At 65.5% G+C, this 24,958-nt stretch carries 26 protein-coding genes; 18 read left to right on the forward strand and 8 right to left on the reverse strand.

Going from position 1 to position 24,958, the window contains the following annotated elements; all coding sequences use genetic code 11:
• Nucleotides 1–48: 48 nt before the first annotated feature.
• The 3 genes from LN047_RS15705 to guaB all read right to left on the reverse strand — a co-directional run bounded on the left by LN047_RS15705 (nt 49) and on the right by guaB (nt 4,711).
• Nucleotides 49–1,251, reverse strand: coding sequence for a site-specific integrase (locus LN047_RS15705; protein WP_105801542.1), 1,203 nt, complete (start codon nt 1,249–1,251; stop codon nt 49–51).
• Between the two features lie 306 nt (nt 1,252–1,557).
• Complete coding sequence (guaA, locus tag LN047_RS15710) at nt 1,558–3,150, reverse strand: glutamine-hydrolyzing GMP synthase (RefSeq protein ID WP_062841038.1); 1,593 nt, start codon at nt 3,148–3,150, stop codon at nt 1,558–1,560.
• Between the two features lie 100 nt (nt 3,151–3,250).
• Nucleotides 3,251–4,711, reverse strand: a complete 1,461-nt coding sequence (gene guaB, locus LN047_RS15715; protein WP_056319209.1) for an IMP dehydrogenase — start codon at nt 4,709–4,711, stop codon at nt 3,251–3,253.
• Nucleotides 4,712–4,904: 193 nt separating this feature from the next.
• Here guaB and LN047_RS15720 point away from each other — a divergent pair, with 193 nt between their 5' ends.
• From LN047_RS15720 to LN047_RS15730, 3 genes are all read left to right on the forward strand, one after another.
• Complete coding sequence (locus tag LN047_RS15720; protein ID WP_373979503.1) at nt 4,905–5,525, forward strand: DUF2239 family protein; 621 nt, start codon at nt 4,905–4,907, stop codon at nt 5,523–5,525.
• A 135-nt stretch (nt 5,526–5,660) separates the two neighbouring features.
• Complete coding sequence (locus LN047_RS15725) at nt 5,661–6,038, forward strand: DCC1-like thiol-disulfide oxidoreductase family protein (protein WP_056319205.1); 378 nt, start codon at nt 5,661–5,663, stop codon at nt 6,036–6,038.
• A gap of 153 nt (nt 6,039–6,191) precedes the next feature.
• Nucleotides 6,192–6,692: a hypothetical protein gene (locus tag LN047_RS15730; protein ID WP_373979504.1), complete on the forward strand. Its 501-nt coding sequence runs from the start codon at nt 6,192–6,194 to the stop codon at nt 6,690–6,692.
• Here LN047_RS15730 and LN047_RS15735 read toward each other — a convergent pair.
• From LN047_RS15735 to LN047_RS15745, 3 genes are all read right to left on the reverse strand, one after another.
• On the reverse strand, nt 6,682–7,083 hold the full coding sequence (locus LN047_RS15735; protein WP_346526793.1) for an Imm1 family immunity protein: 402 nt from the start codon (nt 7,081–7,083) through the stop codon (nt 6,682–6,684). The genes LN047_RS15730 and LN047_RS15735 overlap by 11 nt on opposite strands.
• A gap of 109 nt (nt 7,084–7,192) precedes the next feature.
• Nucleotides 7,193–8,287 carry a PHB depolymerase family esterase gene (locus tag LN047_RS15740; protein ID WP_373979505.1) on the reverse strand — a complete coding sequence of 365 codons (1,095 nt, stop codon included), beginning with the start codon at nt 8,285–8,287 and terminating at the stop codon, nt 7,193–7,195.
• Between the two features lie 27 nt (nt 8,288–8,314).
• On the reverse strand, nt 8,315–8,737 hold the full coding sequence (locus LN047_RS15745) for a hypothetical protein (RefSeq protein ID WP_056319198.1): 423 nt from the start codon (nt 8,735–8,737) through the stop codon (nt 8,315–8,317).
• A gap of 161 nt (nt 8,738–8,898) precedes the next feature.
• Between LN047_RS15745 and LN047_RS15750 the strand changes: the two genes are divergently transcribed.
• Complete coding sequence (locus LN047_RS15750; RefSeq protein WP_373979506.1) at nt 8,899–9,339, forward strand: DUF4189 domain-containing protein; 441 nt, start codon at nt 8,899–8,901, stop codon at nt 9,337–9,339.
• A 13-nt stretch (nt 9,340–9,352) separates the two neighbouring features.
• On the opposite strand, the gene LN047_RS15755 is transcribed toward LN047_RS15750, so the two are convergent.
• Nucleotides 9,353–10,264, reverse strand: coding sequence for a LysR family transcriptional regulator (locus LN047_RS15755; protein WP_373979507.1), 912 nt, complete (start codon nt 10,262–10,264; stop codon nt 9,353–9,355).
• A 174-nt stretch (nt 10,265–10,438) separates the two neighbouring features.
• Here LN047_RS15755 and LN047_RS15760 point away from each other — a divergent pair, with 174 nt between their 5' ends.
• Together LN047_RS15760 and LN047_RS15765 are read left to right on the forward strand one after the other, a co-directional pair.
• A complete protein-coding gene (locus tag LN047_RS15760; protein WP_056319185.1) occupies nt 10,439–11,434 on the forward strand; it encodes a tripartite tricarboxylate transporter substrate binding protein in 996 nt (331 codons plus the stop codon).
• 60 nt (nt 11,435–11,494) lie between these two features.
• Nucleotides 11,495–12,460, forward strand: coding sequence for a 2-hydroxyacid dehydrogenase (locus tag LN047_RS15765; protein WP_373979509.1), 966 nt, complete (start codon nt 11,495–11,497; stop codon nt 12,458–12,460).
• Between the two features lie 50 nt (nt 12,461–12,510).
• On the opposite strand, the gene LN047_RS15770 is transcribed toward LN047_RS15765, so the two are convergent.
• On the reverse strand, nt 12,511–12,801 hold the full coding sequence (locus LN047_RS15770) for a hypothetical protein (RefSeq protein ID WP_373979510.1): 291 nt from the start codon (nt 12,799–12,801) through the stop codon (nt 12,511–12,513).
• A 186-nt stretch (nt 12,802–12,987) separates the two neighbouring features.
• Between LN047_RS15770 and LN047_RS15775 the strand changes: the two genes are divergently transcribed.
• The 12 genes from LN047_RS15775 (at nt 12,988) to LN047_RS15830 (ending at nt 24,866) form a co-directional block, all read left to right on the forward strand.
• Nucleotides 12,988–13,281, forward strand: coding sequence for a hypothetical protein (locus LN047_RS15775; protein ID WP_056319180.1), 294 nt, complete (start codon nt 12,988–12,990; stop codon nt 13,279–13,281).
• 67 nt (nt 13,282–13,348) lie between these two features.
• Nucleotides 13,349–13,651, forward strand: coding sequence for a hypothetical protein (locus LN047_RS15780; protein ID WP_373979511.1), 303 nt, complete (start codon nt 13,349–13,351; stop codon nt 13,649–13,651).
• Nucleotides 13,652–13,788: 137 nt separating this feature from the next.
• Nucleotides 13,789–14,115 carry a hypothetical protein gene (locus LN047_RS15785; RefSeq protein WP_373979513.1) on the forward strand — a complete coding sequence of 109 codons (327 nt, stop codon included), beginning with the start codon at nt 13,789–13,791 and terminating at the stop codon, nt 14,113–14,115.
• Nucleotides 14,116–14,306: 191 nt separating this feature from the next.
• Complete coding sequence (locus LN047_RS15790) at nt 14,307–15,284, forward strand: LysR family transcriptional regulator (protein ID WP_373979515.1); 978 nt, start codon at nt 14,307–14,309, stop codon at nt 15,282–15,284.
• Entirely contained in the window at nt 15,281–16,756 is a 1,476-nt protein-coding gene (locus tag LN047_RS15795) for a SidA/IucD/PvdA family monooxygenase (protein ID WP_373979517.1), read from the forward strand. The genes LN047_RS15790 and LN047_RS15795 overlap by 4 nt, the downstream gene beginning before the upstream one ends.
• Nucleotides 16,753–17,727 (forward strand): ABC transporter permease, encoded by a 975-nt coding sequence (locus LN047_RS15800; protein ID WP_152384672.1) that lies wholly within the window; start codon nt 16,753–16,755, stop codon nt 17,725–17,727. Before LN047_RS15795 ends, LN047_RS15800 begins: the two co-directional genes overlap by 4 nt.
• A complete protein-coding gene (locus LN047_RS15805; protein WP_373979518.1) occupies nt 17,724–18,641 on the forward strand; it encodes an ABC transporter permease in 918 nt (305 codons plus the stop codon). The genes LN047_RS15800 and LN047_RS15805 overlap by 4 nt, the downstream gene beginning before the upstream one ends.
• The gene (locus tag LN047_RS15810; protein ID WP_152384673.1) at nt 18,638–19,651 is read left to right on the forward strand and encodes an ABC transporter ATP-binding protein; all 1,014 of its coding nucleotides are present in this window, start codon (nt 18,638–18,640) and stop codon (nt 19,649–19,651) included. The genes LN047_RS15805 and LN047_RS15810 overlap by 4 nt, the downstream gene beginning before the upstream one ends.
• Nucleotides 19,648–20,673, forward strand: a complete 1,026-nt coding sequence (locus tag LN047_RS15815) for an ABC transporter ATP-binding protein (RefSeq protein ID WP_373979521.1) — start codon at nt 19,648–19,650, stop codon at nt 20,671–20,673. The genes LN047_RS15810 and LN047_RS15815 overlap by 4 nt, the downstream gene beginning before the upstream one ends.
• Nucleotides 20,674–20,747: 74 nt before the next feature.
• The gene (locus LN047_RS15820) at nt 20,748–22,319 is read left to right on the forward strand and encodes an ABC transporter substrate-binding protein (RefSeq protein WP_056319159.1); all 1,572 of its coding nucleotides are present in this window, start codon (nt 20,748–20,750) and stop codon (nt 22,317–22,319) included.
• A 3-nt stretch (nt 22,320–22,322) separates the two neighbouring features.
• Entirely contained in the window at nt 22,323–23,672 is a 1,350-nt protein-coding gene (locus LN047_RS15825; RefSeq protein WP_373979522.1) for an acyl-CoA thioester hydrolase/BAAT C-terminal domain-containing protein, read from the forward strand.
• Between the two features lie 24 nt (nt 23,673–23,696).
• A complete protein-coding gene (locus LN047_RS15830; RefSeq protein WP_373979523.1) occupies nt 23,697–24,866 on the forward strand; it encodes a CMD domain protein in 1,170 nt (389 codons plus the stop codon).
• Nucleotides 24,867–24,958 lie beyond the last annotated feature (92 nt).

The following is a 24,958-nucleotide window of genomic DNA, read 5'->3' on the forward strand; positions in this document are numbered from 1 at the left end:
GGCCATGCCTCGATGTTCGGGCAGGCGAGCGAACTGTCATCTTCTGGCTTACACCTTCGGCCGCTTCAGTGTCCATTCGTCGATCATGTCCGCCCAGTCTTGCAACATCGCCGTCCGCTGCTCGCGGTACTCGGCCTTGTTGTAGACGGCCCTGACGCCTCGCTGCTCGTGCGCCAGGCACTTCTCAATCCAGTCCGTGTTGTAGCCGGCCTCATGCAACAACGTGCTGGCCGTGCGCCGCAAGTCATGTGGCCCGAACTTGGCGAGCGACTTCCCTTCCTTCTGCGCCAGCCGATACGTCAGCGTCAGCACCTGGTTGAGCGTGGCGCTGCTCATGGGCAAGTCCGAGTCGTACCGCGACGGCAACACGTAGTCCGATCCGCCGGCAAAGGTCTTGAGGGCAATGAAGATGTCCAGCGCCTGTCGGGACAGGAACACCAGGTGCGGATTGCGTCGCTTCATCCGCTCCTTCGGGATGGTCCAAAGCGCCTCGCTGAAGTTGATCTCGCTCCAGGTCGCGTTGGTCAGCTCGCTCTTGCGCACCATCGTCAGTAGCAACAACTTGGCGGCAGCCCGAATGGATGGCGTTGTGCCGATGCGCTCCATGTACTGATACATCAGACCGATCTCGTCGGGCGTCAGCGCACGGTCGCGCGGCTCGAACTTGGCGATAGTCGTCGGCCGCACCAGCTCTGCCGGGTTCTCGACCTTCTGGCCGCGCTCGATGGCCCAGCGAAAGACCTGCAACATCACCTCGCGAGCATGCACTGCGGTCGCCGGTGCACCGCGCTCCACGATGGCATCGGTCAGCGCCCGCAAGTCCTCGTGGGTGATCTCCACCAGCTTCTGGTTGCTGAATTTAGGCTTCAGCTCGCGCTCGTAGATTGAACGGCGCATGTCGCGGGTGGAGTCAGCCATCTGGTAGCCACGCAGCCACTTTTCCGCCCACGCCCCGAACGTCTCTGCATCCTTAACGCGGGCCTTGTCCCGCGCCTTCTCTTTGGCCGGCGACTTCCCGGCCGCGATCATCTTCTTGGCCTCGCCCAACCGTTCGCGGGCTTCCGCCAGGGTGATGCCCCCAACACCGTAGCGGCCGAAGGTGATGGTCTCCTGCCGGCCGTGGATCGAGTAGTTGTAGCGGAACGAGATCGCCCCGGCGGGCGTGACGGCCACATAGAGGCCGTCGCGGTCGTTTTCCTTGTAGAGCTTGTCCCTCGGCTTGAGGTTACGCAGCTTGGTATCGGTCAGCATGGTTCTCGCCCTAATTCGGCTCAAATACCATGATCTGAAATCAGCCCATCCTGGCGTAAAAACACAATGAAATCATTGCACTACGTCAGGTCAATACCATGAGCACCAGAAAGGTTGCTACATGGTATCGACGGCATCTCATGGCATTGAAGCATTCAATGCCATTCATCATGCCATGAAAAAACGGTGCTTGGCGATGCCAAAGATTGCCTGATGGTGCCGAACGAAACCATAAAAAAGCCCGCAGTGACGCGGGCTTAGGTGTGTTCTCGTGCTACTCAGTGCCAGCCGATGCCAGACGCCGAATCACTCCCACTCAATCGTCGCCGGCGGCTTGCTCGACACGTCGTACACCACCCGATTGATCCCGCGCACTTCATTGATGATCCGCGACGAAACGCGAGCCAACAACGGATGCGGCAGCGGCGCCCAATCAGCGGTCATGAAGTCAAACGTCTGCACGGCACGCAGCGCGACAACGTACTCATACGTACGCCCGTCGCCCATCACCCCCACCGACTTCACCGGCAGGAAAACCGCAAACGCCTGCGAGGTCAGCTCGTACCAGGTCAGGCCGCTGGCCTCGTCCTTGGTATTGCGCAGCTCTTCAATAAAGATCGCATCGGCACGGCGCAGCAGTTCGGCGTATTCATGCTTGACTTCGCCCAGGATGCGCACGCCCAGACCCGGACCGGGGAACGGATGGCGGTAGACCATCTGCGGCGGCAGGCCCAGTGCCACGCCCAGTTCGCGGACTTCGTCCTTGAAGAGTTCGCGCAGGGGTTCCAGCAGTTGCAGGTTCAGCGTGTCCGGCAGGCCGCCCACGTTGTGGTGCGACTTGATGGAGGTGGCCTTGCCCGTCTTGGCGCCGGCGGATTCGATGACGTCGGGGTAGATCGTGCCCTGGGCCAGCCACTTGGCGCTCTTTTGCTTGCCGGCTTGTTCCTGGAAAACTTCGACGAATTCGCGGCCGATGATCTTGCGCTTGGCTTCGGGGTCGGCGACGCCGGCCAGCTTGCCCATGAATTGCGCGGTGGCGTCGACGTGAATGATCTTCACGCCCATGTTTTCGGCGAAGGTCTGCATGACCTGCTTGCCTTCGTCCAGGCGCAAGAGACCGTGGTCGACGAAGACGCAGGTGAGCTGGTCGCCGATGGCCTTGTGGATCAGCGCGGCGGCAACGGAGGAGTCCACGCCGCCGGACAGGCCGAGGATGACTTCGTCGGTGCCGACCTGCTCGCGGATGCGGGCGACGGCCTCCGACACGTAGTCGGGCATGTTCCAGTCGCCCGAGCACTCGCAGATCTCGTTCACGAAGCGGGCCAGCATGGCCTTGCCCTGGACGGTGTGGGTGACTTCGGGGTGGAATTGAACGGCGTAGAAGCGGCGGTCTTCGTCGGCCATGCCGGCGATCGGGCAGGACGGCGTGGACGCCATCAGCTTGAAGCCCGGGGGCAGCTCGGTGACCTTGTCGCCGTGGCTCATCCAGACCTTGAGCATGCCGTGGCCTTCGGGCGTGCTGAAGTCTTCCAGGCCTTCCAGCAGCTTGGTGTGGCCGTGGGCGCGGACCTCGGCGTAGCCGAATTCGCGGTGGTCGGAGAAGCTGACCACGCCACCCAGTTGCTGCGCCATGGACTGCATGCCGTAGCAGATGCCCAGCACGGGCACGCCCAGCTCGAACACGGCGTGCGGGACGCGCATGGAGCCCTCTTCGTAGGCCGAAGCGTGGCTGCCGGACAGGATGATGCCCTTCAAACCCTGCGCCATCTGTTCGCGCACGAAGGCGTCGTCGACGTCGCCAGGGTGGACTTCGGAATAGACGCCGGCCTCGCGGACGCGGCGGGCGATCAGCTGCGTGACTTGCGAACCGTAGTCGAGGATAAGAATGCGCTGGTGCATGGAGACTCTACCCGTTGGAAATAAAACCGCACCGGCAGACCCGCTGATCGTTGCGGTTCTGCCGGTGCGTGATGCATGACATTGTAGTTGACTGTGCGGATCAGTCGGCGCGGTAGTTGGGCGCTTCCTTGGTGATCTGCACGTCGTGCACGTGGGACTCGCGAACGCCCGCGGAGGTGATCTCCACGAACTCGGCCTTGGTGCGCATGTCGTCGATGGTGGCGGCGCCGCAGTAGCCCATGGAGGCGCGGATGCCGCCGACCAGTTGGTAAATGATGGCGAGCACGCTGCCCTTGTAGGGGACGCGGCCTTCGATGCCTTCGGGGACCAGCTTGTCGGCGTTGTTGGCCGGGTCCTGGAAGTAGCGGTCGGCCGAGCCTTCCGTCATGGCGCCCAGGCTGCCCATGCCGCGGTACGACTTGTACGACCGGCCTTGGAACAGCACGACTTCGCCGGGGGCTTCTTCGGTGCCGGCGAACATGCCGCCCATCATGCACGAGAATGCGCCGGCGGCCAGCGCCTTGGCGACGTCGCCCGAGTAGCGGATGCCGCCGTCGGCGATAAGCGGAACGCCCGTGCCTTCCAGCGCCTTGGCGACTTGCGAGATGGCATGGATTTGCGGCACCCCAACGCCGGCCACGATACGCGTGGTGCAGATGGAGCCGGGGCCGATGCCGACCTTGACGCCGTCGGCGCCGTATTCGACCAGCGCGCGCGCGGCGGCTGCGGTGGCGATGTTGCCGCCGATGACTTCAACCTTGGGGTAGTTCTGCTTGACCCAGCGCACGCCTTCGAGCACGCCCTTGGAGTGGCCGTGCGCGGTGTCGACGATAAGGACGTCGACGCCGGCGGCGACCAGCTTTTCCACGCGTTCTTCGGTGTTGCCGCCCACGCCCACGGCCGCGCCGACGCGCAACTGGCCTTGGCCGTCCTTGCTGGCCATCGGGTGCTCGGTGTTCTTGACGATGTCCTTGACGGTGGCCAGGCCACGCAGTTCAAAGCCGTCGTTCACGATCAGCACGCGTTCCAGACGGTGCTTGTGCATCAGGGCCTGCGCTTCTTCGAGCGTGGCGCCTTCCTTCATGGTGACCAGGCGTTCCTGCGGCGTCATGATGTTGCGCAGGGGCTGATCCAGGTTTTCTTCGAAGCGCAGATCGCGGTTGGTGACGATGCCGACCAGCTTGCGGCCTTCGACGACCGGCAGGCCCGAGATGCCATGCTGGCGCTGCAACGCAATGGCGTCGCGCACTTTCATCTGGGGGGTGACGGTGACCGGATCGATCACGATGCCGAATTCGTGGCGCTTGACGCGAGCCACTTCACGCGCTTGGGCGTCGGCAGAGAGATTCTTGTGGATGATCCCGATGCCACCCTCTTGCGCCATGGCGATGGCCAGACGAGATTCGGTGACGGTGTCCATGGCGGCGGACACGAGGGGGATATTCAGGCTGATGTTGCGAGTCAGGCGCGTGGCCAGGGAGGTGTCGCGCGGCAACACCTCGGAATACGCAGGCACCAACAACACATCGTCGAAGGTGAGCGCTTTTTGTACGAGACGCATGGGTAACTCCGGGCGCAAAGCGAGATTATACGCCGCCAGTCTGATTTGACTAGGTGTTAACCATAGGTCGAGGTGGATATTTATGACACCGCAACGACACGACAATCTGAGTGACTTATTTTTACCCGGATCATATTGACAGGGAATTTCAACGGGGTAATAATCCAACCCATAAATTTACCCGGACAAAAAAATGATTCCAAACCCTTCCGACGCTCATACCGCCTTCGAAGGCCATCGGCTGTTGGCGGCGGGCTCGCTGGCCGACGTCGCGCTGGCGGTCAAGCAGGCGCTGGCCGCGCGCCGTAATGACGCCGTGCTGGTGTTCCAGGATTCGACAGGCAAGCAGGTCGATCTGGACGTAAGCGGTGATGATGCGCAGATCGCTGACCGTTATGCCCGGACAGACACTGCCGCCCCCGTGGTTCAAGACACGCCGCCCGACGAGGCGCCGCGCGGCCGGGGCCGACCGAAACTGGGCGTGGTGCCGCGCGAGGTGACCCTCTTGCCGCGCCATTGGGATTGGCTGGCCGCCCAACCTGGCGGCGCTTCGGTGGCGCTGCGCAAACTGGTGGAGCAGGCCCGCCGCGACAACGAGGCGCAGGACGCGCGACGCCACCGCCAGGAGGCGGCGTACCGCTTCATGGCCAGCGTCGCGGGCAACCTGCCTGGTTTCGAGGAAGCCACACGCGCGCTCTACGCGAACGATCGCGACGCCTACGCGCGGCATGTGGGGCAATGGCCGCACGACGTGCGGCGCTATGCGATGGCGCTGGCGTGGGACGCTGCCCAAGCGCCAGCCGAAGATGTTTGAATCCGGCCGCGGGCTGCCCGGCGCCAATGGGCGCCGCCGCGCGGGGCAGACTACAGCGCAAGCCGAAGGCGTGCCCCGCAACCATCCCGCTGGATTTATGAGGTATGTTCCCGGAACACCCGACGGATCCCCACGATGCAGTCCGACGAAAACTACCTCCTCTACGACGGCGATTGCCCCTTCTGCTCAAACTACGTGCGGATGATGCGGCTACGCAAGGCCGCCGGGCCCATCGCCCTGCTGAACATGCGCGACCATCCCGAGCTGGCCGCGCACCATCGGGCGCAAGGCTACGACCTGAATCAGGGCATGCTCCTGCATCTGGATGGCCGCGATTACTGGGGCGCCGACGCGATCCACCGGCTGGCGTTACTCAGTACCGGCAGCGATGTGTTCAACCGCCTGAACGCCACCATCTTCAGCAACGCCTGCCTGTCCAAGGCGCTATATCCGTTCATGCGCACGGGCCGCAGCCTGACGTTGGCCTTGCTGGGCAAGAAGAAAATGCCTTGATGCGTGCGCCGCGCAACCCAGGCAACTCGCGCAACTCGCACACGCTACGCGCCCTAAGGCCACGCCTGCTGGCCGCGGGCCTCGCAACGGCGCTTTGCTGGCAGGACGCTTGCCCGCCCCGCCGTTTTATCCAATCAATCCGGAACTGACCTGATGATCTACTTTGTTGGCGCCCTGCTTCTCGCATGCACGCTGGCCGCGGCCGTCTATCGCCGCATGCAGCGCCGGCCCGCGGACTCGGGCCGCGCCATGTCCCGCGACATGCTGGCGGGCGCGGCAATCTTTGCATTTATGGGGCCGGCTGTCGGCATGCTGGTCATGGCCGTCGTCATATCCATCGGTGCGCAGGATCCGGAGCTGCTCTTGTTCGGTCTCTATGGGCTGCCGTGGGCCTATCTTTTCGGCGGCATCCCGGCGCTGCTTTGCGGGATGACCGCAGGCGCGCTCAAGCCTGCCGCGCCGTCCTGGCTGGCAATCCTGCGCATGGGTCTGATCGGCGCGGCGTATGCCTTCGTCTTCCTGCTGACGTTCGGCACGCGCGACCGGTCCCTTGCGGCCCTGGGGTTCCCGTTAATGATGGGCGCCCTGCCCGCTGCGGTGGCCGGCCTGTTGTGCGCGCGGGTGCTCTACGGCAAGCCGGTGGCTATTCGCTAGCCCAGTTCAGGTCCGGCGACGCGGTTCCATGCGCATGAAAGTGCAATAGCGCCGACGCCGCCAACGAGCGGTCCACGCATTGGAACTGCGGATAACTGCCTGATTGCCCGCCCGCCACCAGATCCTGGTCATGGTCTTCGGATCTGGTGGGATCGATCAGCGTGTGTATACGCGTGTCCCCATCCGAAGAGATGAACACGACGTAGGCGCCGTCGCCGCCGCCGATCGACATGACCGTGTCATCATCGATCACGAAGGCGGTCGAGCTGAAGACCTCGCCATCCAGCCTGTCCAGTGCGGCGAGCAGGTCGCCCTCGGTGGGAGTGTGATGCGCGCGGGTCTGTACCTGGTCGCCCTGGCGCATGTCTTCGAGAATTCTGACGATCTGCACGGTGCTCCTGCCGCCCGTTGGCGGCGCGGTGAGGGTTGTCGCTTTCAAGCGAGGGATCACGGCAGATACTACATCGGCCGTGATCCGCTCTGCCCTGCCCGCGCGAAGACTAGGGCGTCAATGCGCGCACGAAGAAAAATCGCAGCATCTCGGCCGTGGCGTCCGGACCGGACCGATCCGTGTAGGACCCTTGCTCCGATCCGCCCGCCCAGGCATGTCCGGCGCCGTGAACGTCCCAACGTTCGGCGACGATGTCGCCCGTGGCGTCGCGGTACAGATGCCGGGTGCTGTGCCGCTTATTGGCGGCGCCAGGAACGCGCACGGTTTCAACGCGCGCGCCGGGCCCCACGCTGGCCGCGATCACGTTGTCGGCATTGCCGGGGTGCACGGTGGCATCGCGGTCGCCGTGAAAGACGATGACCGGCACGCCGGCAGTGGCCGGCGCGGCCGTTTTCAGGCCCACGCCCTTCATGGCGGATAGCGCCGACGGAAGATCCGACGCCACGCCAGCAGCCAGCCCCGAATGCACGCCTGCCGCCGCATACAGGTCTGGATAGGCGCCGGCCAGGATCGCGGCCATGGCCCCGCCCGCCGACAGTCCGGCGACATACACGCGCGCCGGATCGATGTTGTGGGTGGCCATGACCTCGCGCGTCATGCCCGCCAGGATGGCGGGTTCGCCCCGCCCTTGCTGCTGGTGGTTGTGCTTGAACCAGTTCCAGCACTTCTGGGGATTGGCATCGCGCGCTTGCACGGGATACAGCACGTAGAAGCCCTGTTCGCGGGCGGCGTCGTTCATGGCGGTGCCCGCCGCGAAATCGTCGGCGTCCTGGGTGCAGCCGTGCAGCATGACGACCAGGGGACGCGGCGCGCCCTCCGGGTTGGGCGGCACATACAGCTTGTAGCCGCGCTGTCCGGACGCATTGCGAAATGATCCCGACGTGAACGTATCGCCCGAGGCAGCGGCGGTGTGCGTGGGCGGGACGGCTTCGTCGAACTCGGGCCGGGCAGCACCAGAGGCCCGGCCGGAATCGGGAACCTCCCAGGCCTGAACGTCGATGACGTCGGCATCGTCGTTGCTCGGCGCGGCAGCGGCCGGCAAGCCGCGCAGCGCAGCCTGGATCGCGGCGGTGGCAGCCGTCAGATCGCCGGCTTGCGTGAGCTGGGTGGCGCGGTTCATGAGGTGCTGGAATTCAGGGTGCATTGAGTGACCTTTTTGCGGCGTGGACGATCAGCGGATGCGCTGACGCAAGGCGGCTTTGACGGCGGGGCTGGCATGCAGCGCCCCCAATACCGTTAGAGATTCGATCGTGGCAAGCGCGAGCTCGGGCGTGACATCGGAGGCGATGGTCGCCAGGCCCAGCACCCGGATCTGAAGCATTTCGCCCGCGGCTTGAACCGCCAGCAGCTCCTGGGCGGTGTAGTGCTGGATGCCAAGCACCAGCGTTTTACGGCTGACGGCCTGACGCACCGCGTCGCCATGGGTGGCAAGTTGATTGCGAATCGCCGTCCGGATCAGGTCCGTACGGTTTGCATAAAACCCTTCCTGGACGAGCAGATCGATCTGGCCAAGGTCGACATAACCCAGGTTGATCGTGATCTTCTCGTCCGCAGGTTTGGGGGTGGAGGCGAGTTGTGAGGTGCGAGGCGGCATGGATCGAATCATAAACCATCCACTTGGATGGTCTATGGATGTTTCAACTTGATATATCCGCGCCAGCCCGATTGATGCTGGCAAGGCGCGCGCCGCTCCGCTACTGTGGTCTTGAACCCCAGGGGATTCCTATGCCGCGACGGCTTGTTTCGGGCTTGCTCATGTCTGCTGCGTGCGCCACCGCGGCCAGCGCGCAGCCGGTCCCGCCCGATCTGCATGGCGCCCTGATCGTCTCGTCAACGTATCGCTACTACGCGTCGATCCTGTACGGCTCCGCCGCAGCGGCTCGCGGCAGCGCGCTCGCCGCTTGCCGCGAAGACGAGCCACGCGCCACCTGCGCGGTGTATGCCAGCTTCAAGAACCAATGCGTGGCGGTGGCTGCGAACGGCGCGCAGCACGTCGTCGCCATTGGCGAACATGCTTGGGACGGACAGCGGACGGGGGATTACGTTCTGGGCCTGTGCCGTGACAAGACGGGATCCGAATGCAGGCTGGTGCTGACCGCGTGCTCGACCCAGGCGCAGCGGTTGCAGGACGAAAGCGCCCGCGCCGACGCGGACGGGGCGATGCGATATGCGCCGGACCTCGCACGCCACCACTAGAAAACCGATGGGTTCATTCCTGTCCGCCGCGGCGGATCGCGTCCGGGGTATCCAGTTTGGCCACGCGCTGCAGGAACGCATCCAGCGCCGGATTGTCGTGCTGCGCGTGCCACGCCAGGTACATGTCCGCATACAGATTGCGCTGGTCGATGGGCCGGAACACCACGCCTTCAAAGCGCAGCTCCCGCGCCGAATCCGGCACGATGCCCACGCCCAGTCCCGCGCGTACCAGCGCCAGCAGCGTATGCGTCTGCCCGGCGCGCTGGACGTACTGCGGCTGCACGTCCGCCAGGCCGAAGGCGCCCACGATGCGGTCATAGAAGTACTTTCCTTCCCGCGGCGAATACAGCACGAATGGCTGGCCTTGAAGCAATTTCAGGGGCACGGTCGCGTGTTCGCACAACGGCGAATCGGCGGGCAGCGCCAGGACCAGCGGTTCGCGTTCGACCAGGCGCGATTCGATGCCGGCCTGCTGCGGCACGCTGCGCGCCAGGATGGCGTCCAGCTCATGGGCCAGCAGCAGACGGGCCAGTTCGGTAGTGACGGTTTCTCGAAGCTGGATCTCCACGCCCGCCAGCAGCTTGCGCGCCTGCACGATCAGCGACGGCATCAGGCGGTACGACGCCACGGCAGTGAAGCCCAGCGTAATGTGGCCGGCCTCGCCACCCGATGTACGGCGCGCGGTGGCGGCGGCCTGCGCTGAAAACTCCAGCAGGTGGCGAGCATCGCGCAGAAAGCGCCGGCCCGCGGCGCTTAGCACCACTTGACGGCTGTTGCGCTCGAACAGCGTGACGCCCAGATCCTGCTCCAGCAACTGGATCTGGCGCGATAGCGGGGGCTGCGTCATGCACAGCCGTTCGGCGGCGCGGCCGAAATGCAGTTCCTCTGCCACCGCAATGAAGCATTCGAGCTGGCGGAATTCCATCGATTCAATCCTTGAATTGATTGATGCTATTTATAGCTCGAACGGATATCCATGGACAGGCCTCCCTATACTCGCCAGCAGGGCCGCGAATCCGGTCCGCCAAGCATCAGGAGCCTTACCCGCAGCACTTTTTTTGCGGCCTCGCCGCCATCAACGCCATAAAAGAGAAAATCCATGGAGACAAAGAACCCCGCCCGGATCCGCGTCCGGCTCCTCGCCGCGGCGCTGGCCCTGGCCGCCACCGCGGCCGTGCCCCACGCAGCCAGCGCCGCCGGCTATCCGGAACGCCCGATCAATCTCATCGTTCCCTTCTCGCCCGGCGGCGGCACCGACATCTCGGCGCGGTTGCTGGCCGCGGCCCTGGGCGAAAAATTCTCGTCGTCGGTGGTGGTGGACAACCGGCCGGGCGCGGGCGGCCAGATCGCCGCCGACCTGGTGGCCCGTTCGCAGCCCGACGGCTACACGCTGCTGTTCGCGAACTCGGGCATGCTGGCGATCAACCCCTGGATCTACAAGCTGCATTCCGACCCGGTCAAGGCGTTTGCGCCCGTATCGCTGTTTTCGGACCTGCCGTTTGTGCTGGTGGTGCCCGCCAGCCTGCCCGCCAAGAACGTGGCGGAACTGGTCACGCTGACCAAGTCCCAGCCGGGCAAGCACACGTTTGCCAGCTCGGGCACGGGCGGCGCGCCCCATCTGTCCGGCGAAATCTTCCAACAAGCCACGGGCGTGGACCTGGTGCACGTGCCCTACAAGGGCGGCGGCCCGGCGATGACCGACCTGATGGCCGGCCGCGTCGACATGCTGTTTGCGTCGGTCCTGGAAACCATGCCGTACGTGACGGCCGGCAAGCTGCGCGCGCTGGCCGTCACCGGTGCGACCCGCTCGCCCGCCATGCCGGACGTGCCCACCATCGACGAAGCTGGCGTGAAGAACGCGCAAAGCGGCTCGTGGACGGCGGTGCTGGCGCCTGCCGGCACGCCGCAGGCCGTGATCGACAAGCTTTCCGAGGCCATCCGCGCCGTCGCGGCCGATCCGGCCGTCAAGGCCAAGCTGGAATCGCAAGGCGCCGTGGCGCACGGCTCGACGCCAAAGGAACTGCAGGATCTGGCCGCCAGCGAGCGCGAACGTTATGGGCAGATAATCAAGTCCCGCAACATCCAGACCAACTGATTCCGGTCCCGGCCCGCTTCGGCGGGCCTTTTCCTCTATCTAATTAGATAAGCCGTATCCATGACTGCATCCCTTCCCGCTTCCGCCGCCGATCTGCTGATGGTCGGTCCCCTGCTGCCCGACCTGGTGGCCGACCTGGAATCGCGCTACCGCGTCCATCGCCTCTGGGAGGCCCAGGACAAGGCGGCGCTGCTGCGTGAGCACGGCGCCGCCATCCGCGGCATCGCCACCAGCGGCAGGTTTGGTGCAACGAAGGAACTGATCGACGCCCTGCCCGCGCTGGAAGGCATCTTCAGCTTTGGCGTGGGTTACGACACCATCGACATCGAGGCCGCCAAGGCACGCAACGTCGTCGTCACCAACACGCCCGGCGTGCTGGACGCCTGCGTGGCCGATACCGCGTTGGCCCTGATGCTGGCCGTCTCGCGCCGTATCGCCGAAGCCGACCGCTTCGTGCGCGCGGGCCGCTGGCCCACTGAAGGATTTGGGCTGGGTTCGCGCATGACCGGCAAGCGCTGCGGCATCGTCGGCCTGGGCAACATCGGCCTTCAGATCGCGCGCCGCGCGCAGGCCTTCGACATGGAAATTCTTTACACCAACCGCAAGCCGCGCCCCGACGCGCCCGAGGCGTATCGCTATTGCCCGACCATCGTGGACCTGGCCTCGCAATGCGATTACCTGGTGCTGGCCGTGCCGGGCGGCAGCGCCACCCGGCACATGGTGAATGCGCAGGTGCTGGATGCGCTGGGCGCCGACGGCTGGCTGATCAACATTGCGCGCGGCACGGTGGTCGACGAGGCCGCGTTGGTGGCGGCGCTGCAGAATAGGCGCATCGCCGGCGCGGGGCTGGACGTGTTCGAACGTGAGCCCGCCACGCCCCCGGAATTGAACGCCATGGATAACGTGGTGATGCTGCCGCACATCGCCAGCGGCACCCACGAAACGCGCCGCGCGATGGCGGATCTGATGCGCGCGAATCTGGATTCGTGGTTCCGCGAAGGCCAGGTGCATACGCGGGTGGTGTGATCGGAACAACTCGCGCGGCCTGCGGCGGCGGCGGTCAGGCCGTCAAACCTTCAGGCCGTTCTCCGGGCCTCTTGTTCGGACGCATCGTCCGCCGGCTGATCGCTTGTCTTCTGCGGGCCGGGCGTGGTGCGATCGCACCGCGTCCATCCTGAAGCGGGGTCGCGCCTGTCGTGCAGGTAGTCCCAGTTGGCGCCGCAGTCCCCGCAGGTAAACGCCTCATGCGTCACGCCGCGATGCGCCAGCGGCAACGAACGGACGTACCCCAGGCTGATCAGGCTTTCGTGCCCAGGCGCGCCAGCCTGGCCCACGATGATGGCCGCGCACAGGCCGCACAGCGTCATTTCCGCTCCCTTTCATTTTGCTTTCATGAAATGGTAAGGACGATGCTTGCGCTGAAGTTCAACAATTCTCACATCTGGTTTATCGGAGTTACCTGTTTTGCGTGCCTTGGGCGCAATTCGGTAAATCCCCCCTCCTACCTTCGATTCGGGCGGACTATACTGGATATATAAACAGTATTTTCCGCCATGCCGTTCAAAGCCCCGCTCTCCCACGCCGACCTGCGCTTCATCCGCGAGCGTCAGCCCTGGAATCCCGATGTGATCGCCCTGCTCTGGGAGGTCAAGCGTCTGCGTTCGATTCTTTTGCGCGCGTACCAGTTGTCCGGCGATTTCAAGCGTCCGGCCGGCATCACCGGCGAGCTCTACGACGATTTCATGCGGGACCTGCACCACGAGCCGTGCGTGCTGGAGCGCGACGACATGAAGGACGCGCTCATGGAACCCGCCAATAGATTGCGCAAGGGAATGGCGCCCAGATAGGACTGGAGCGCAGGCGGGCACGAGAGTATCGTCAAGACGCATCCCTGATCCAGGAACGGAGGCGCCCATGACTGAAAAACCAGAAATAGACATCGAGGCCGGCGCGTCCCAGATGGGCAACCTGGTGCAATTCCTGATGTGGATCGCCGCCCGGCCGCGCACGTATGCCGAGACGATGGAGGCCTGGCGCACCAATTGCCCCCGGCTGTCGGCCTGGGAAGACGCCACGGCGAATGGCCTGATCGACATGTCGCCGGGCGAAAGCTCGGTGCGCGGGGAAGCGGTGGTGGTGCTGACGGAAAAGGGGCGCGCCATCCTGGCGGGCGCAGCCGGCAGCACTGCAAGCAGCTCTGATTCAGCGCATTCCTGACGTCAACACCGGCCGCAGTCTGGTATCGCGCCGGCTTGGAACTGCCGCTCAAAGGCAGGCATAATTGCCGCCCGCTCATTGTCCCCAATTCGGTGCGCCCAAGCCATCCAGCGGCCCCCCGGCACATAAGGATCTCCATGCACTTGCTCAATCGCGCCATCTTCGCCTGCGCCCTGCTCGGCGCGGCATCCTCCGCTTGGGCAGCCGAAATTGACAAGGCCAACTGCACCTACAAGGGGATCCCCCTGTACGGCAAAGTGAAGATCGTCAAATCGTTTCCTGACATCGAAGTCAAAGTGGCCACCGCATTCCCCGATTTGCTGGTAGAGAAAGTCAGCTCATTCCCCGACCGCTGCGGCAGATGGCAAATCGTCGACAACTTCCCGGACTTCACGATCAGATTGGTCGATTCGTTTGGCGATTTATCGATTAAATGGGTCGACCATTTTCCCGGTCTGCCGTGACATGCCGGGATCGGGCTTCTGGACCCAGTGCGCCCGCCAAGCGCGCAGCAATAAGCTAAGCAATTGAAATAACGCGAAGTTATCAACTTCCCTAAGGAAAACCCCATTAGGGAATTTGCTTATGCGCTTTTATTATTTGCAAAGCGCATACTCGAGCGGCCAGAATTCGTCCTTGGCATAAATCAAGACCAATGGAACTTCGTCAACTCGAGGCCTTCGCGGCCGTCATGTCCACCGGCAGCGTCACCGCGGCCGGACGGCTGCTGGGACGCTCGCAGCCTGCGATCAGCCGGTTGCTGCAGGAACTGGAGGCCGAAATCGGCTATCCCCTGTTCAACCGCAGCGGCCCCCGCGTGACGCCTACCGAACAGGGCTTCCTGCTTTACGACGATGTTGAACGCGCGTTGTCCAGCCTGCAGCAGATCCGCAGCCGGGCCGACGAAATTGCGCGCGGTCAGGCGCAGCCGCTGTTGATGGCTGCCACTTCCGCCCTTGCCGCCGGCCTGGTGCCGGCCGCCCTCAAACGCATCGAAGACCGGCTTGGGCCCGCCCGCGTGCAGTTGCGCAGCGCCTCGCCCGAGCGCGTGGTGCACGCCGTGCTGTCGGGCGCCGCGCAGTTGGGCGCGACCAGCCTGCCGCTGGAGCATCGCGGCCTGACCGTGCACTGGATTGCACAGGCGCCTTGCGTGGCGGCATTGCCCGAAGACGATCCCGCCGCGCGCCACGCCGTGGTGCCGGTATCGGCGCTGGCCGGACGCCGCCTCATCACCATGGCCAACCCCTATCGCCTGCGCCGCCGGCTGGACGCGGCACTCGCGCACAACGTGCAGGCGCTGGGCACCATCGAAACCAATTCGTCCGTCAACGCCCTGGCCGCGGTCCGCGCGGGCCTGGGCGTATCGGTGCTGGAACCCGTGACCGCCTATGGTTCGCCGATGGCGGGCGTGGCGATCCGTCCCATCGATCTGGACATCCCTTTCTTCTTTGGGGTCATCACCCCGCAGTCGCAAACGCTGTCGCCCGCCTGCCAGGCGATGGCCGACGCGTTGGCCGAAGCCGCCGCAGACCTGCTGCCCGGCTTTGTGCTGCACGACCCGTCCGAGCATTCGGCGCTGCTGCAGTCGATCTACGGCGATGACGCCCCTGTCATGGAAACACCCGCATCATGAATCTGCCCACCGCCACCCCGCCGCAAGGCCTGCCCGCCCTGGAGGCGCGCCTTCGGCAAGACCTCTCCTGGCTGGAAATTCCCGCCAAGAACTGGGTGACGCGCCGGCTGGTCGACGGCCAGCAGGTGTTGGATGTGGCGATCATCGGCGGCGGCATGGCCGGCCTGGCCGCAGCCGCGTCTCTGAAGCACCTGGGCATCGATGCGCCGATCTTCGATCAGGCGCCCGAAGGCTACGAAGGTCCGTGGGCCACGACGGCCCGCATGGAAACGCTGCGCTCGCCCAAGCAACTGACTGGTCCCGCGCTGGGCCTGCCCGCACTGACCTTCCGCGCCTGGTTCGAGGCGCAATTCGGCCTGGCGGCCTGGGAAGCGCTGGACAAGATCCCCCGCCTGCAATGGATGGAGTATCTGCGCTGGTACCGCCGCGTGCTGAACCTGGACGTGCGCAATGAACACCGCATCCTGTCCGTGCAGCCGCGCGCCGATCAGCTGGTTGCGCTGGACATCCAGTCGCCGGCCGGACGCACGACCGTTCTGGCTCGCCGCGTCGTGCTGGCCACCGGCCGCGACGGCCTGGGCGGCGCGTACGTGCCCGACTTTGCAAAGAAGCTGCCGCGCGACCGCTGGGCGCATTCGTCCGACGTGATGGACTACAACACCCTGGCCGGCAAGCGCGTCGGCGTCGTGGGCGCGGGCGCGTCCGCCATGGACAGCGCGGCGACCGCGCTGGAAGCCGGCGCCGCCAGCGTCGATCTGCTGATACGCCGCAATGACATCCCGCGCATCAACAAGGGCAAGGGCGCGGGCAACCCGGGCCTGACCCACGGCCACCTGACGCTGCCGGACGAATGGAAGTGGAAGATCCGCCACTACATCAACGCCGCGCAAGTGCCGCCCCCGCGCGGCAGCACGCTGCGCGTGTCGCGCCATCCCAATGCGTTCTTCAACCTGGGCTGTGGCGTGCTGGACCTGGCCCTGGTCGATGACGAGATTCACGTCACCACGCCCAAGGGCGTGTTCGTGCTGGACTTCCTGATCTTCTCCACTGGCTTTCGCATCGATTGGACCGTGCGGCCGGAGTTCGCACCGCTGGCGCCCCACGTGCGCGCCTGGGGCGACCGCTACACGCCGCCGCCCGGCGAGGAAGACCAGGAACTGCACGACTCGCCCGATCTGGGACCGGTGTTTGAACTGCAGGAGAAAGTCCCTGGCGCCTGCCCGGGCCTGGACCGCGTGCACTGTTTTTCGTACCCCGCCGCGCTGACGCACGGCACGATCTCGGGCGACATCCCCGCGATCAGCGAAGGCGCCAAGCGCCTGGCGCAAGGCATCGCCGGCCTGTTCTACCGCGAAGACGTGCTCACGCACTACGCCAACATGGAAGCGTTCTCGGAGCCCGAAGTGTTCGGTGACGAGTGGACGCCGGCCGCCGCGCCGGCCACGGCTTCGCAGGCGGAGACCACGCAATGACCGCATGGCTGCTACGCCGCGTGGCGCAGGCTGCGGTGGTCGTGTTCCTGATGACGCTGATCGTCTTCGTGGGCCTGCACGCCATCGGCAACCCCGTGGACATCCTGATCGGCCAGGACGTGGACCAGGTGGACCGCGCGCGCATCATCGCCGAACTGGGGCTGGACAAGCCGCTTTGGCAGCAATACCTGGCCTTCCTGAACGGCGCGCTGCACGGCAACCTGGGCAACAGCTTCGTCTACAACATTCCGGCGATCGAACTGGTGATCCAGCGCCTGCCGGCCACGCTTGAACTGGCCATCACCGCCCTGTCCTTCGCCGTCATCATCGGCCTGCCGCTGGGTCTGTTTGCGGGTCTGTATCCGGACAGCCGCGCGGCCAAGATGATCATGGCGGGCAGCATCGTGGGCTTTTCGCTGCCTACCTTCTGGGTGGCGCTGATGCTCATCATGGCGTTCAGCGTGTCGCTGGGCTGGCTGCCCGCCAGCGGCCGCGGCCAGACGGTGGAGTTCCTGGGCTTTCAGTGGTCGTGGCTCACGGCAGACGGTTGGCGCCACCTGATCCTGCCGGCGTTCAACCTGTCGCTCTTCAAGATATCCCTGGTGATCCGCCTGACCCGCGCCGGCGTGCGCGACGTGATGCCGCTGGACTTCGTGAAGTTCGCGCGCGCCAAGGGCCTGTCGCCGTTTCGCGTCGTCTGTGTGCACGTGCTGCGCAACACCATGATCCCGCTGGTGACGGTGCTGGGCCTGGAGCTGGGCTCGACCATCGCATTTGCCGTCATCACCGAAAGCATCTTTGCGTGGCCCGGCGCCGGCAAGCTGATCCTGGACAGCCTGAACGCGCTGGACCGCCCCGTGATCGTGGCCTATCTGATCGTGGTGGTGTGCCTGTTCGTGACGCTGAACCTGATCGTCGACATTCTGTACAAAGTGCTGGACCCCCGGGTGCGGCTGGAGGCCACGGCATGAGTTCCGTATCCCAAACCGCGCAGGCGCCCGCCCTGCGCCGCGAGTCGCCGTGGCGCCGCAACCTTGCCGAATTCATGTCGTCCAAGACGGCCGTGCTGGGCCTGGTTGTCGCCACCCTGCTGATTCTGGCCGCCGTGCTGGCGCCGTGGATCTCGCCGCAGAATCCCTATGACCTGCTGCAGATCGACGTGCTGGATTCGCGCCTGCCGCCGGGTTCCATGAATGGCCTGGACACGTTCCACTACTGGCTGGGCACCGACGGCCAGGGCCGCGACCTGCTGTCGGGCATCCTGTATGGCCTGCGCATCAGCCTGATGGTGGGCGTGGGCTCGGCGCTGATCGCCGGCATCATCGGCACGCTGCTGGGCCTGTTGGCCGCCTACGCCGGCGGCAAGGTCGACGCCTTCATCATGCGCCTCGTGGACCTGATCCTGTCGTTCCCGTCGATCCTGGTCGCGATGATGATCCTGGCCTATCTGGGCAAGGGCGTGGGCAACGTGGTGCTGACGCTGGTGATCCTGGAATGGGCCTACTACGCCCGCACCGCGCGCGGCCAGGCCCTGGTCGAGCGCCGCCGCGAATACGTGGAAGCCGCCCGCTGCCTGGGCATTCCCAACTGGCGGATCATGTTGAAGCACATCCTGCCCAACTGCCTGCCGCCGCTGATCGTCATCGGCACGCTGCAGATTGCGCGCGCCATCACGCTGGAAGCCACGCTGAGCTTCCTGGGACTGGGCGTGCCCGTGACCGAACCGTCGCTGGGCCTGCTGATTTCCAACGGCTTTCAATACATGCTGTCCGGCGAATACTGGATCAGCTTCTACCCCGGCATCGCGCTGCTCATCACCATCGTGGCGATCAACCTGGTGGGCGACCGCCTGCGCGACGTGCTGAACCCGAGGACCCACAAATGACCGACCGCTCTGCCTCGGCTGGCGCGCCGGCCACGCTTGAAGTGCGCAACCTGCGCACGCACTTCCACACCCGCGCGGGCGTGCTGCCCGCCGTGGACGACGTCTCTTTCACCTTGCCTCGCGGCAAGATCCTGGGCCTGGTCGGCGAATCCGGCTCGGGCAAGTCCGTGACGGGCTTTTCCATCATGGGTCTGGTCGACGCGCCGGGCCGTATCGTGGGCGGCCAGGTCCTGTTTCAGGGCCGCGACCTGACCACGCTGCCCCCGCGCGAACTGCGCCGCCTGCAGGGCAACCGCATCGCCATGATCTTCCAGGATCCGATGATGACGCTGAACCCCGTGCTGCGGGTGGACGTGCAGATGATCGAGACGGTGCGTGCGCATAACAAGATGAGCAGCGCCCAGGCCCGCATCCTGGCGCGCGACACGCTGGGCATGATGGGCATCCCCAGCCCCGAGGAACGCCTGCTCGCCTATCCGCACCAACTGTCGGGCGGTATGCGCCAGCGCGTGGCAATTGCCATTGCCATGCTGCACCGGCCGGACCTCATCATTGCCGACGAACCGACCACCGCGCTGGACGTCACCATCCAGGCGCAGATCCTGTCCGAAGTGCAGAAGCTGGCCCAGCAGCACGGCACCAGCCTTATCTGGATCACCCACGACCTGTCGGTGGTGGCGGGCCTTGCCGACGAAGTGGCCGTCATGTATGCCGGGCGCATCGTCGAACACGGCAAGGTCGACGACGTGCTGGACCGTCCGCAGCACCCCTACACCGTGGGCCTGATCGACAGCCTGCCCAGCAACAATGCGCGCGGCCAGCGCCTGCGCCAGATTCCCGGCATGACGCCGAACCTGCTGCACCTGCCGGCCGGCTGTGCCTTCGCGGCGCGCTGCGCGCGCGCCACCGCCGCCTGCGGCCAGCAACCCGGCATCACCGAAGCCTTACCCCAACACAACGTGCGCTGCTTTCATCCTTCCATTCAGATCCACCGCGAGGTGGCGGCATGAGCGCCACCTCCACCGCCAACGCCCCCACGCCGCTGATCGACCTGCGTCAGGTCAGCAAGCGCTTTGGCGAACGCAAGGTCGGCGCCGCCGGCCGCGCCATGCAGTCGCTGGGCCTGTCCAAGCCGCCCGCCATCACGCGCGCCGTGGACCACGTCGATCTGATCGTGAATCCCGGCGAGGTCGTCGGCCTGGTCGGTGAATCCGGCTGCGGCAAGTCCACGCTGGGCCGCATCGCGGCGGGCCTGCTCACGCCCTCGGGCGGCGAGGTCCGCATCCATGGCGTGCGCCCGGCGGACATGAATGCGGCCGAGGCCCACGCCGCGCGCCTGAAAGTGCAGATGATCTTCCAGGATCCCTACGCCAGTCTCAACCCGCGCCTACGCGTGGATGAGATCGTGGGCGAAGCGGCGCGCATCCACGGCCTGGTCGGCAACGGCGACTTCGACGACTACGTCAGCGCGCAACTGGAGCGTGCGGGCCTGGACCCGTCGCTGCGCCAGCGCTACCCGCACCAGTTCAGCGGCGGCCAGCGCCAGCGCATCGGCATCGCCCGCGCGCTGGCGGTGCAGCCGTCCATGCTGGTCTGCGACGAAGCCGTGGCCGCGCTGGACGTCTCGATCCAGGCGCAGATCCTGAACCTGTTCATGGACCTGCGCGAAGAACTGAACCTGACGTACCTGTTCATCAGCCATGACCTGGGCGTGGTCGAACACCTGTCCGATCGCGTGGTCATCATGTACCTGGGCCGAGTCGTGGAAACGGCGACGGTGGAAGAAGTCTTCCGGCGTCCCAACCACCCTTACACGCAAGCCCTGCTGGCCGAAATCCCCAGCCTGAAATCGCGCCACAAGACCTTCACCGCGATCAAGGGCGAAATTCCCAGCCCGCTCAACCCGCCCACCGGCTGCCATTTCCATCCGCGATGTCCGCACGCGATGCCGCGCTGCAAGACCGAGGTTCCCACACTGAAGGGAATCGCCATCAACCACCTGAGCGCCTGTCACCTGAACGACATGGCCTGACGATCACTGGCCGCGGCACGACCGCCGCGGCCGCTGGACCCACACCGTTCCCCCTTCACCAAGGATCCCGGACAATGAAACGCCTGATTCTCTCGACCCTCACCGCCGCCATCCTGGGCGCCTCGGCCGCCGCCTCCGCGGACAACCTGTCAATCGGCTTTGCCGACCCGCTGTCGTCGCTGGACCCGCAGCTGAACAACCACGCCGGCGACCGTTCGGTGGCCCTGCACTTCTGGGATCTCCTGATCGAGAACAAGTGGAACAAGCTGCAGCCGGGCCTGGCCGTGAGCTGGAAGCCGCTGGACAACACCACCTGGGAATTCAAGCTGCGTGAAGGCGTCAAGTGGCAGGACGGCACGCCGTTCACCGCCGACGACCTGATCTACTCCTACACCCGCGCCCGCGGCGTGCCGGGCAGCGTCGCCACCTACGCCGGTTACCTGCGCACCATCGACACGATGACCGCCAAGGATCCGCTGACCCTCATCATCAAGACCAAGGCCCCCAACCCCGACCTGCCGCTGAACCTGGCGTCCATCCACGTCGTCAGCAAGCACGTCGGTGAAAAGTCCTCGACCGAAGACTACAACTCGGGCAAGGCCATGGTCGGCACCGGCCCGTACAAGTTTGTCTCCTACACGCCCGGCGACCGCGTCCTGATGGAACGCAACGACGCCTACTGGGGCGACAAGCAGATCTGGGAGAAGGTCAACTACCGCTACATCAACAACGCCGCCGCCCGCACCGCCGCGCTCTTGGCCGGCGACGTGGACGTGATCGACAAGGTGTCGGTGTCCGACCTGGCCAAGCTGGAGAAGGCCGCCAACATCTCGGTCTACCCGTACGACGGCCTGCGCGTCATGCTGCTGCAACCCAGCTTCAACCCCGCGCCCAACCAGTACATCACCGACAACAACGGCAAGCCGCTGGACAAGAACCCGCTCCTGGACGTGCGCGTGCGCCAGGCGCTGAACCTGGCCATCAACCGCAAGGCCATCGCCGACCGCATCCTGCAAGGCGCCGCCACGGAAGCCAACCAGTGGATGCCCAAGGGCACCTTCGGCTACAACCCCGAGATCAAGGACATCCCCAACGACGTCGCGCAAGCCAAGAAGCTGCTGGCCGAAGCGGGCTTTCCCGACGGCTTCAAGCTGACCATGCACGTGCCCAACGACCGCTACCCGCAAGGCCCGGAAACGGCCCAGGCGGTGGCGCAGTTCTGGACCCGCGTGGGCGTGAAGACCCAGGTGGAAGTCGTGCCGTGGGCCGTCTATTCGGGCCGCGCCAACAAGAACGAATTCGCCGTCAGCATGCTGGCATGGGGCAACGGCACGGGCGAAGCCAGCTACGCGCTGGTCAACATCCTGGCCACCGTCGACGCCAAGAAGGGCCTGGGCGCCTCCAACTGGGGCCACTACACGAACCCCAAGGTCGACACCGCGCTGGAGCAATCCACCTCGGAATTCGACGTGGCCAAGCGTGAAGCCATTCTGCGCGACTCCGTCAAGCTCGTCTCCGACGACGTCGGCATCATCCCGCTGTTCCACTACAAGAACATCTGGGCAACCAAGAAGGGTCTGAAGGTTACCCCGATGACCAGCGACCGCACGGCCGCCATGATGGTCACCAAGGTCTCGGACAAGTAAGCCATGGCGCCGACCCTGCACATCAGCCCCGCGGACGCCCTGATCGACGTCCCGCGCCAGATCCGCGTCGAACACGTCGCGCCCGGCGCCACCGTCGAGATCACCGCCCTCACCCGCCGCAACGGCGTGCTCTGGCAAGCCCAGGCCGCCTACACGGCAGGCGAGGACGGCGCCGTCGATCTGACCCGCGACGCGCCCGTCTCGGGCGACTACACCGGCCTGGCCCCGATGGGCCTGATCTGGGCGCAGTCTCCCGATGACGGCAAGAGCCGCGAGTACTTCAACCAGCCGGTGACCGATGCCCTCGTCACCGAAGTGGTGGTGCGCGTCGAAGGCGCCGAGGCGCGCGGCAGCTTCACGCAACGCCTGGCAGCTGACGGCGTCACGCGTGTCGAGGTCCGCGAGGAAGGCCTGGTCGGCACCCTGTACCTGCCCGCCGGCAGCGCCCCGGGCTCGCATCCCGCCGTCATGATCCTGAACGGGTCCGGCGGCGGCATCAACGAACCGCGCGCCGCCCTGTACGCCTCGCGCGGCTACGCCGCCTTCGCGCTGGCGTACTTCAAGGCGCCCGGCCTGTCGGACTACATTTCCAACACCCCGCTGGAGTACTTCCAGACGGGCTTGCGCTGGTTGCGCAAGAAGGTCCAGCCCCTGCACGACTTCGTCGCCATCAGCGGCCAGTCGCGCGGCGGCGAACTGGTGCTGCTGCTGGGCGCCACCTTCCCGAAGGAAGTGTCGGCAGTGGTGGCCTACGTGCCCGGCGCCGTCGTGCACAGCGGCCAGAACGCCTGCGACCCCAAGATCGGCCGCGAAGGCCCGACCTGGCTCCTGGGCGGCAAGCCCATCCCCCACGTCTGGGAAAACAACCGCACGGCCACCTGGGCCCCGTTCGATGAAGGCCCCGCGCCCCATCGCCACGAGAAAGCCATTTTGACGGCCTTGCAGGACCCGGACGCCGTGGCGCGCGCGCGCATCCGCGTGGAGGACATCGAAGGCCCGGTCATGCTGCTGTCCGGCACGGACGACGGCTCCTGGCCGTCCAGCCTGTACTCGAAGATGGTGCAGGACAAGCTGACCGACGTGCGGCACCCGTACCCGGTCCAGTGGCTGGACTACGAGAACGGCGGCCACTCGATCCTGTTCCCCTACGTGCCCACCACCCAGCTCGTGTATGCCCACCCCGTGTCGGGCAAGATCAGCACCAGCGGCGGCAACCCCAAGGACAACGCCCGCGCCGACCAGGAATCCTGGGAAGGCGTGAAGACGTTCCTGGACGCGGCGGTAAAGGCCAAGGGCGCGGCGGCTGGCAAGCCGGCAGCGACCGCGAACGATGCCTCGGGCAACGTCCGCTGAACGAAACTTTAGGAGACCTCCTCAATGGCACAACAACCGATCGTCTACGACATCAGCAAAGACATCGTCGACCAGCTCGTGGGCCTGGCGCCCGGCACCCAGACCTTTGACGTGCGCCACAAACGCGACAAGGTCGCCGCCGCCACGCAAGGCAGCTACGACGCCCTCTTCGACCCCGCCCTGCCCGGCCTGCCGCTGGCCGACCGCCTTCTGGTCGCGCTGTACGCCACGCGCATCACGCCGTCGCCGCTGTTGGCCGCGCACTATCGCGCCCGTGCGGTCGAGGCCGGCGTGCCGGCCGCGGACATCGCCGTCGCCGAATCCGGCAAGCCGGCCGATGCCGCCGACCCGCGCCTGGCCGCCATCCTGGAATTCACCCGCAAGCTGATCGAAAAGCCGGTCGAAGGCGACGAAGCCGCGTTGAAGACGCTGCCGGCTGCGGGGGTGTCCACCCCGGCCGTCGTCACGCTGTCGCAGCTGATCGCCTTCCTGTCGTATCAGACGCGCCTGGTGGCCGGATTGGTCGCGATGAAAGCGGCTGAAGGGCTTGAGGCGGGTGCTGGCGCCGCGGATGCCACGTCCGTCATCAACCCCGGCAACACCGAACCCGGCGCCGTCATCAAGGCCCATGGCTTCACCAACGAAGTCCTGGAATGGAAGGCATGGCTGGACGTCGTCAACGTCGACACCGCCACCCCCGAACAGATCGCCGTCCTGGAAGAAAGCCACCCCAAGGCCAAGGTCTCGGACTATTACCTGTTCCTGGTCCACCAGCCGGAAATCCTGCGCCAACGCTCCACGGCCTTCAACGCCATCATGTACGCACCGGGCGGCCTGTCGCGCGCCGAGCGCGAACTGGGTGCCACGGTGGTGTCGCGCGTAAACGGCTGCGTGTACTGCGCGTCGGTGCACGCGCAGCGGTTCGAGCAACTGGCCAAACGCAATGACGTGATTGGGCAGGTGTTTGAGGATCCGGTCACGGCTGGCACGACCAAGCGTGAACAGGCGATCGGCAAGTTCTCGATCCAGATCACCGAGGCGCAGGCCGACGTGAACGCGGCCAGCATTCAGGCGCTGAAGGATGTGGGGCTGAATGACGGTGAGATCCTGGATCTGCTGCATTCGGACGCGATCTTTGCGTGGGCGAACCGGTTGATGCTGAATTTGGGTGAGCCGGAACTGGTGACGGTCTGACGGGCAGCTACATTTAGCCGGTGTCTGACACCCGCATACGCTCGCTTGGGTTCCCTTGCCTGCTCATACGGGTGTCAGACACGCGGAAGGAT

Source organism: Achromobacter sp. JD417 (assembly GCF_041879325.1).
Lineage (GTDB): Bacteria > Pseudomonadota > Gammaproteobacteria > Burkholderiales > Burkholderiaceae_B > Achromobacter > Achromobacter mucicolens.

Coding starts and splice junctions, on each gene's coding strand:
- LN047_RS15705 (WP_105801542.1), bottom strand. CDS start 1,251: ATGCTGACCGATACCAAGCTGCGTAACCTCAAGCCGAGGGACAAGCTC.
- guaA (WP_062841038.1), bottom strand. CDS start 3,150: ATGCACCAGCGCATTCTTATCCTCGACTACGGTTCGCAAGTCACGCAG.
- guaB (WP_056319209.1), bottom strand. CDS start 4,711: ATGCGTCTCGTACAAAAAGCGCTCACCTTCGACGATGTGTTGTTGGTG.
- LN047_RS15720 (WP_373979503.1), top strand. CDS start 4,905: ATGATTCCAAACCCTTCCGACGCTCATACCGCCTTCGAAGGCCATCGG.
- LN047_RS15725 (WP_056319205.1), top strand. CDS start 5,661: ATGCAGTCCGACGAAAACTACCTCCTCTACGACGGCGATTGCCCCTTC.
- LN047_RS15730 (WP_373979504.1), top strand. CDS start 6,192: ATGATCTACTTTGTTGGCGCCCTGCTTCTCGCATGCACGCTGGCCGCG.
- LN047_RS15740 (WP_373979505.1), bottom strand. CDS start 8,287: ATGCACCCTGAATTCCAGCACCTCATGAACCGCGCCACCCAGCTCACG.
- LN047_RS15745 (WP_056319198.1), bottom strand. CDS start 8,737: ATGCCGCCTCGCACCTCACAACTCGCCTCCACCCCCAAACCTGCGGAC.
- LN047_RS15750 (WP_373979506.1), top strand. CDS start 8,899: ATGTCTGCTGCGTGCGCCACCGCGGCCAGCGCGCAGCCGGTCCCGCCC.
- LN047_RS15755 (WP_373979507.1), bottom strand. CDS start 10,264: ATGGAATTCCGCCAGCTCGAATGCTTCATTGCGGTGGCAGAGGAACTG.
- LN047_RS15760 (WP_056319185.1), top strand. CDS start 10,439: ATGGAGACAAAGAACCCCGCCCGGATCCGCGTCCGGCTCCTCGCCGCG.
- LN047_RS15765 (WP_373979509.1), top strand. CDS start 11,495: ATGACTGCATCCCTTCCCGCTTCCGCCGCCGATCTGCTGATGGTCGGT.
- LN047_RS15770 (WP_373979510.1), bottom strand. CDS start 12,801: ATGACGCTGTGCGGCCTGTGCGCGGCCATCATCGTGGGCCAGGCTGGC.
- LN047_RS15775 (WP_056319180.1), top strand. CDS start 12,988: ATGCCGTTCAAAGCCCCGCTCTCCCACGCCGACCTGCGCTTCATCCGC.
- LN047_RS15780 (WP_373979511.1), top strand. CDS start 13,349: ATGACTGAAAAACCAGAAATAGACATCGAGGCCGGCGCGTCCCAGATG.
- LN047_RS15785 (WP_373979513.1), top strand. CDS start 13,789: ATGCACTTGCTCAATCGCGCCATCTTCGCCTGCGCCCTGCTCGGCGCG.
- LN047_RS15790 (WP_373979515.1), top strand. CDS start 14,307: ATGGAACTTCGTCAACTCGAGGCCTTCGCGGCCGTCATGTCCACCGGC.
- LN047_RS15795 (WP_373979517.1), top strand. CDS start 15,281: ATGAATCTGCCCACCGCCACCCCGCCGCAAGGCCTGCCCGCCCTGGAG.
- LN047_RS15800 (WP_152384672.1), top strand. CDS start 16,753: ATGACCGCATGGCTGCTACGCCGCGTGGCGCAGGCTGCGGTGGTCGTG.
- LN047_RS15805 (WP_373979518.1), top strand. CDS start 17,724: ATGAGTTCCGTATCCCAAACCGCGCAGGCGCCCGCCCTGCGCCGCGAG.
- LN047_RS15810 (WP_152384673.1), top strand. CDS start 18,638: ATGACCGACCGCTCTGCCTCGGCTGGCGCGCCGGCCACGCTTGAAGTG.
- LN047_RS15815 (WP_373979521.1), top strand. CDS start 19,648: ATGAGCGCCACCTCCACCGCCAACGCCCCCACGCCGCTGATCGACCTG.
- LN047_RS15820 (WP_056319159.1), top strand. CDS start 20,748: ATGAAACGCCTGATTCTCTCGACCCTCACCGCCGCCATCCTGGGCGCC.
- LN047_RS15825 (WP_373979522.1), top strand. CDS start 22,323: ATGGCGCCGACCCTGCACATCAGCCCCGCGGACGCCCTGATCGACGTC.
- LN047_RS15830 (WP_373979523.1), top strand. CDS start 23,697: ATGGCACAACAACCGATCGTCTACGACATCAGCAAAGACATCGTCGAC.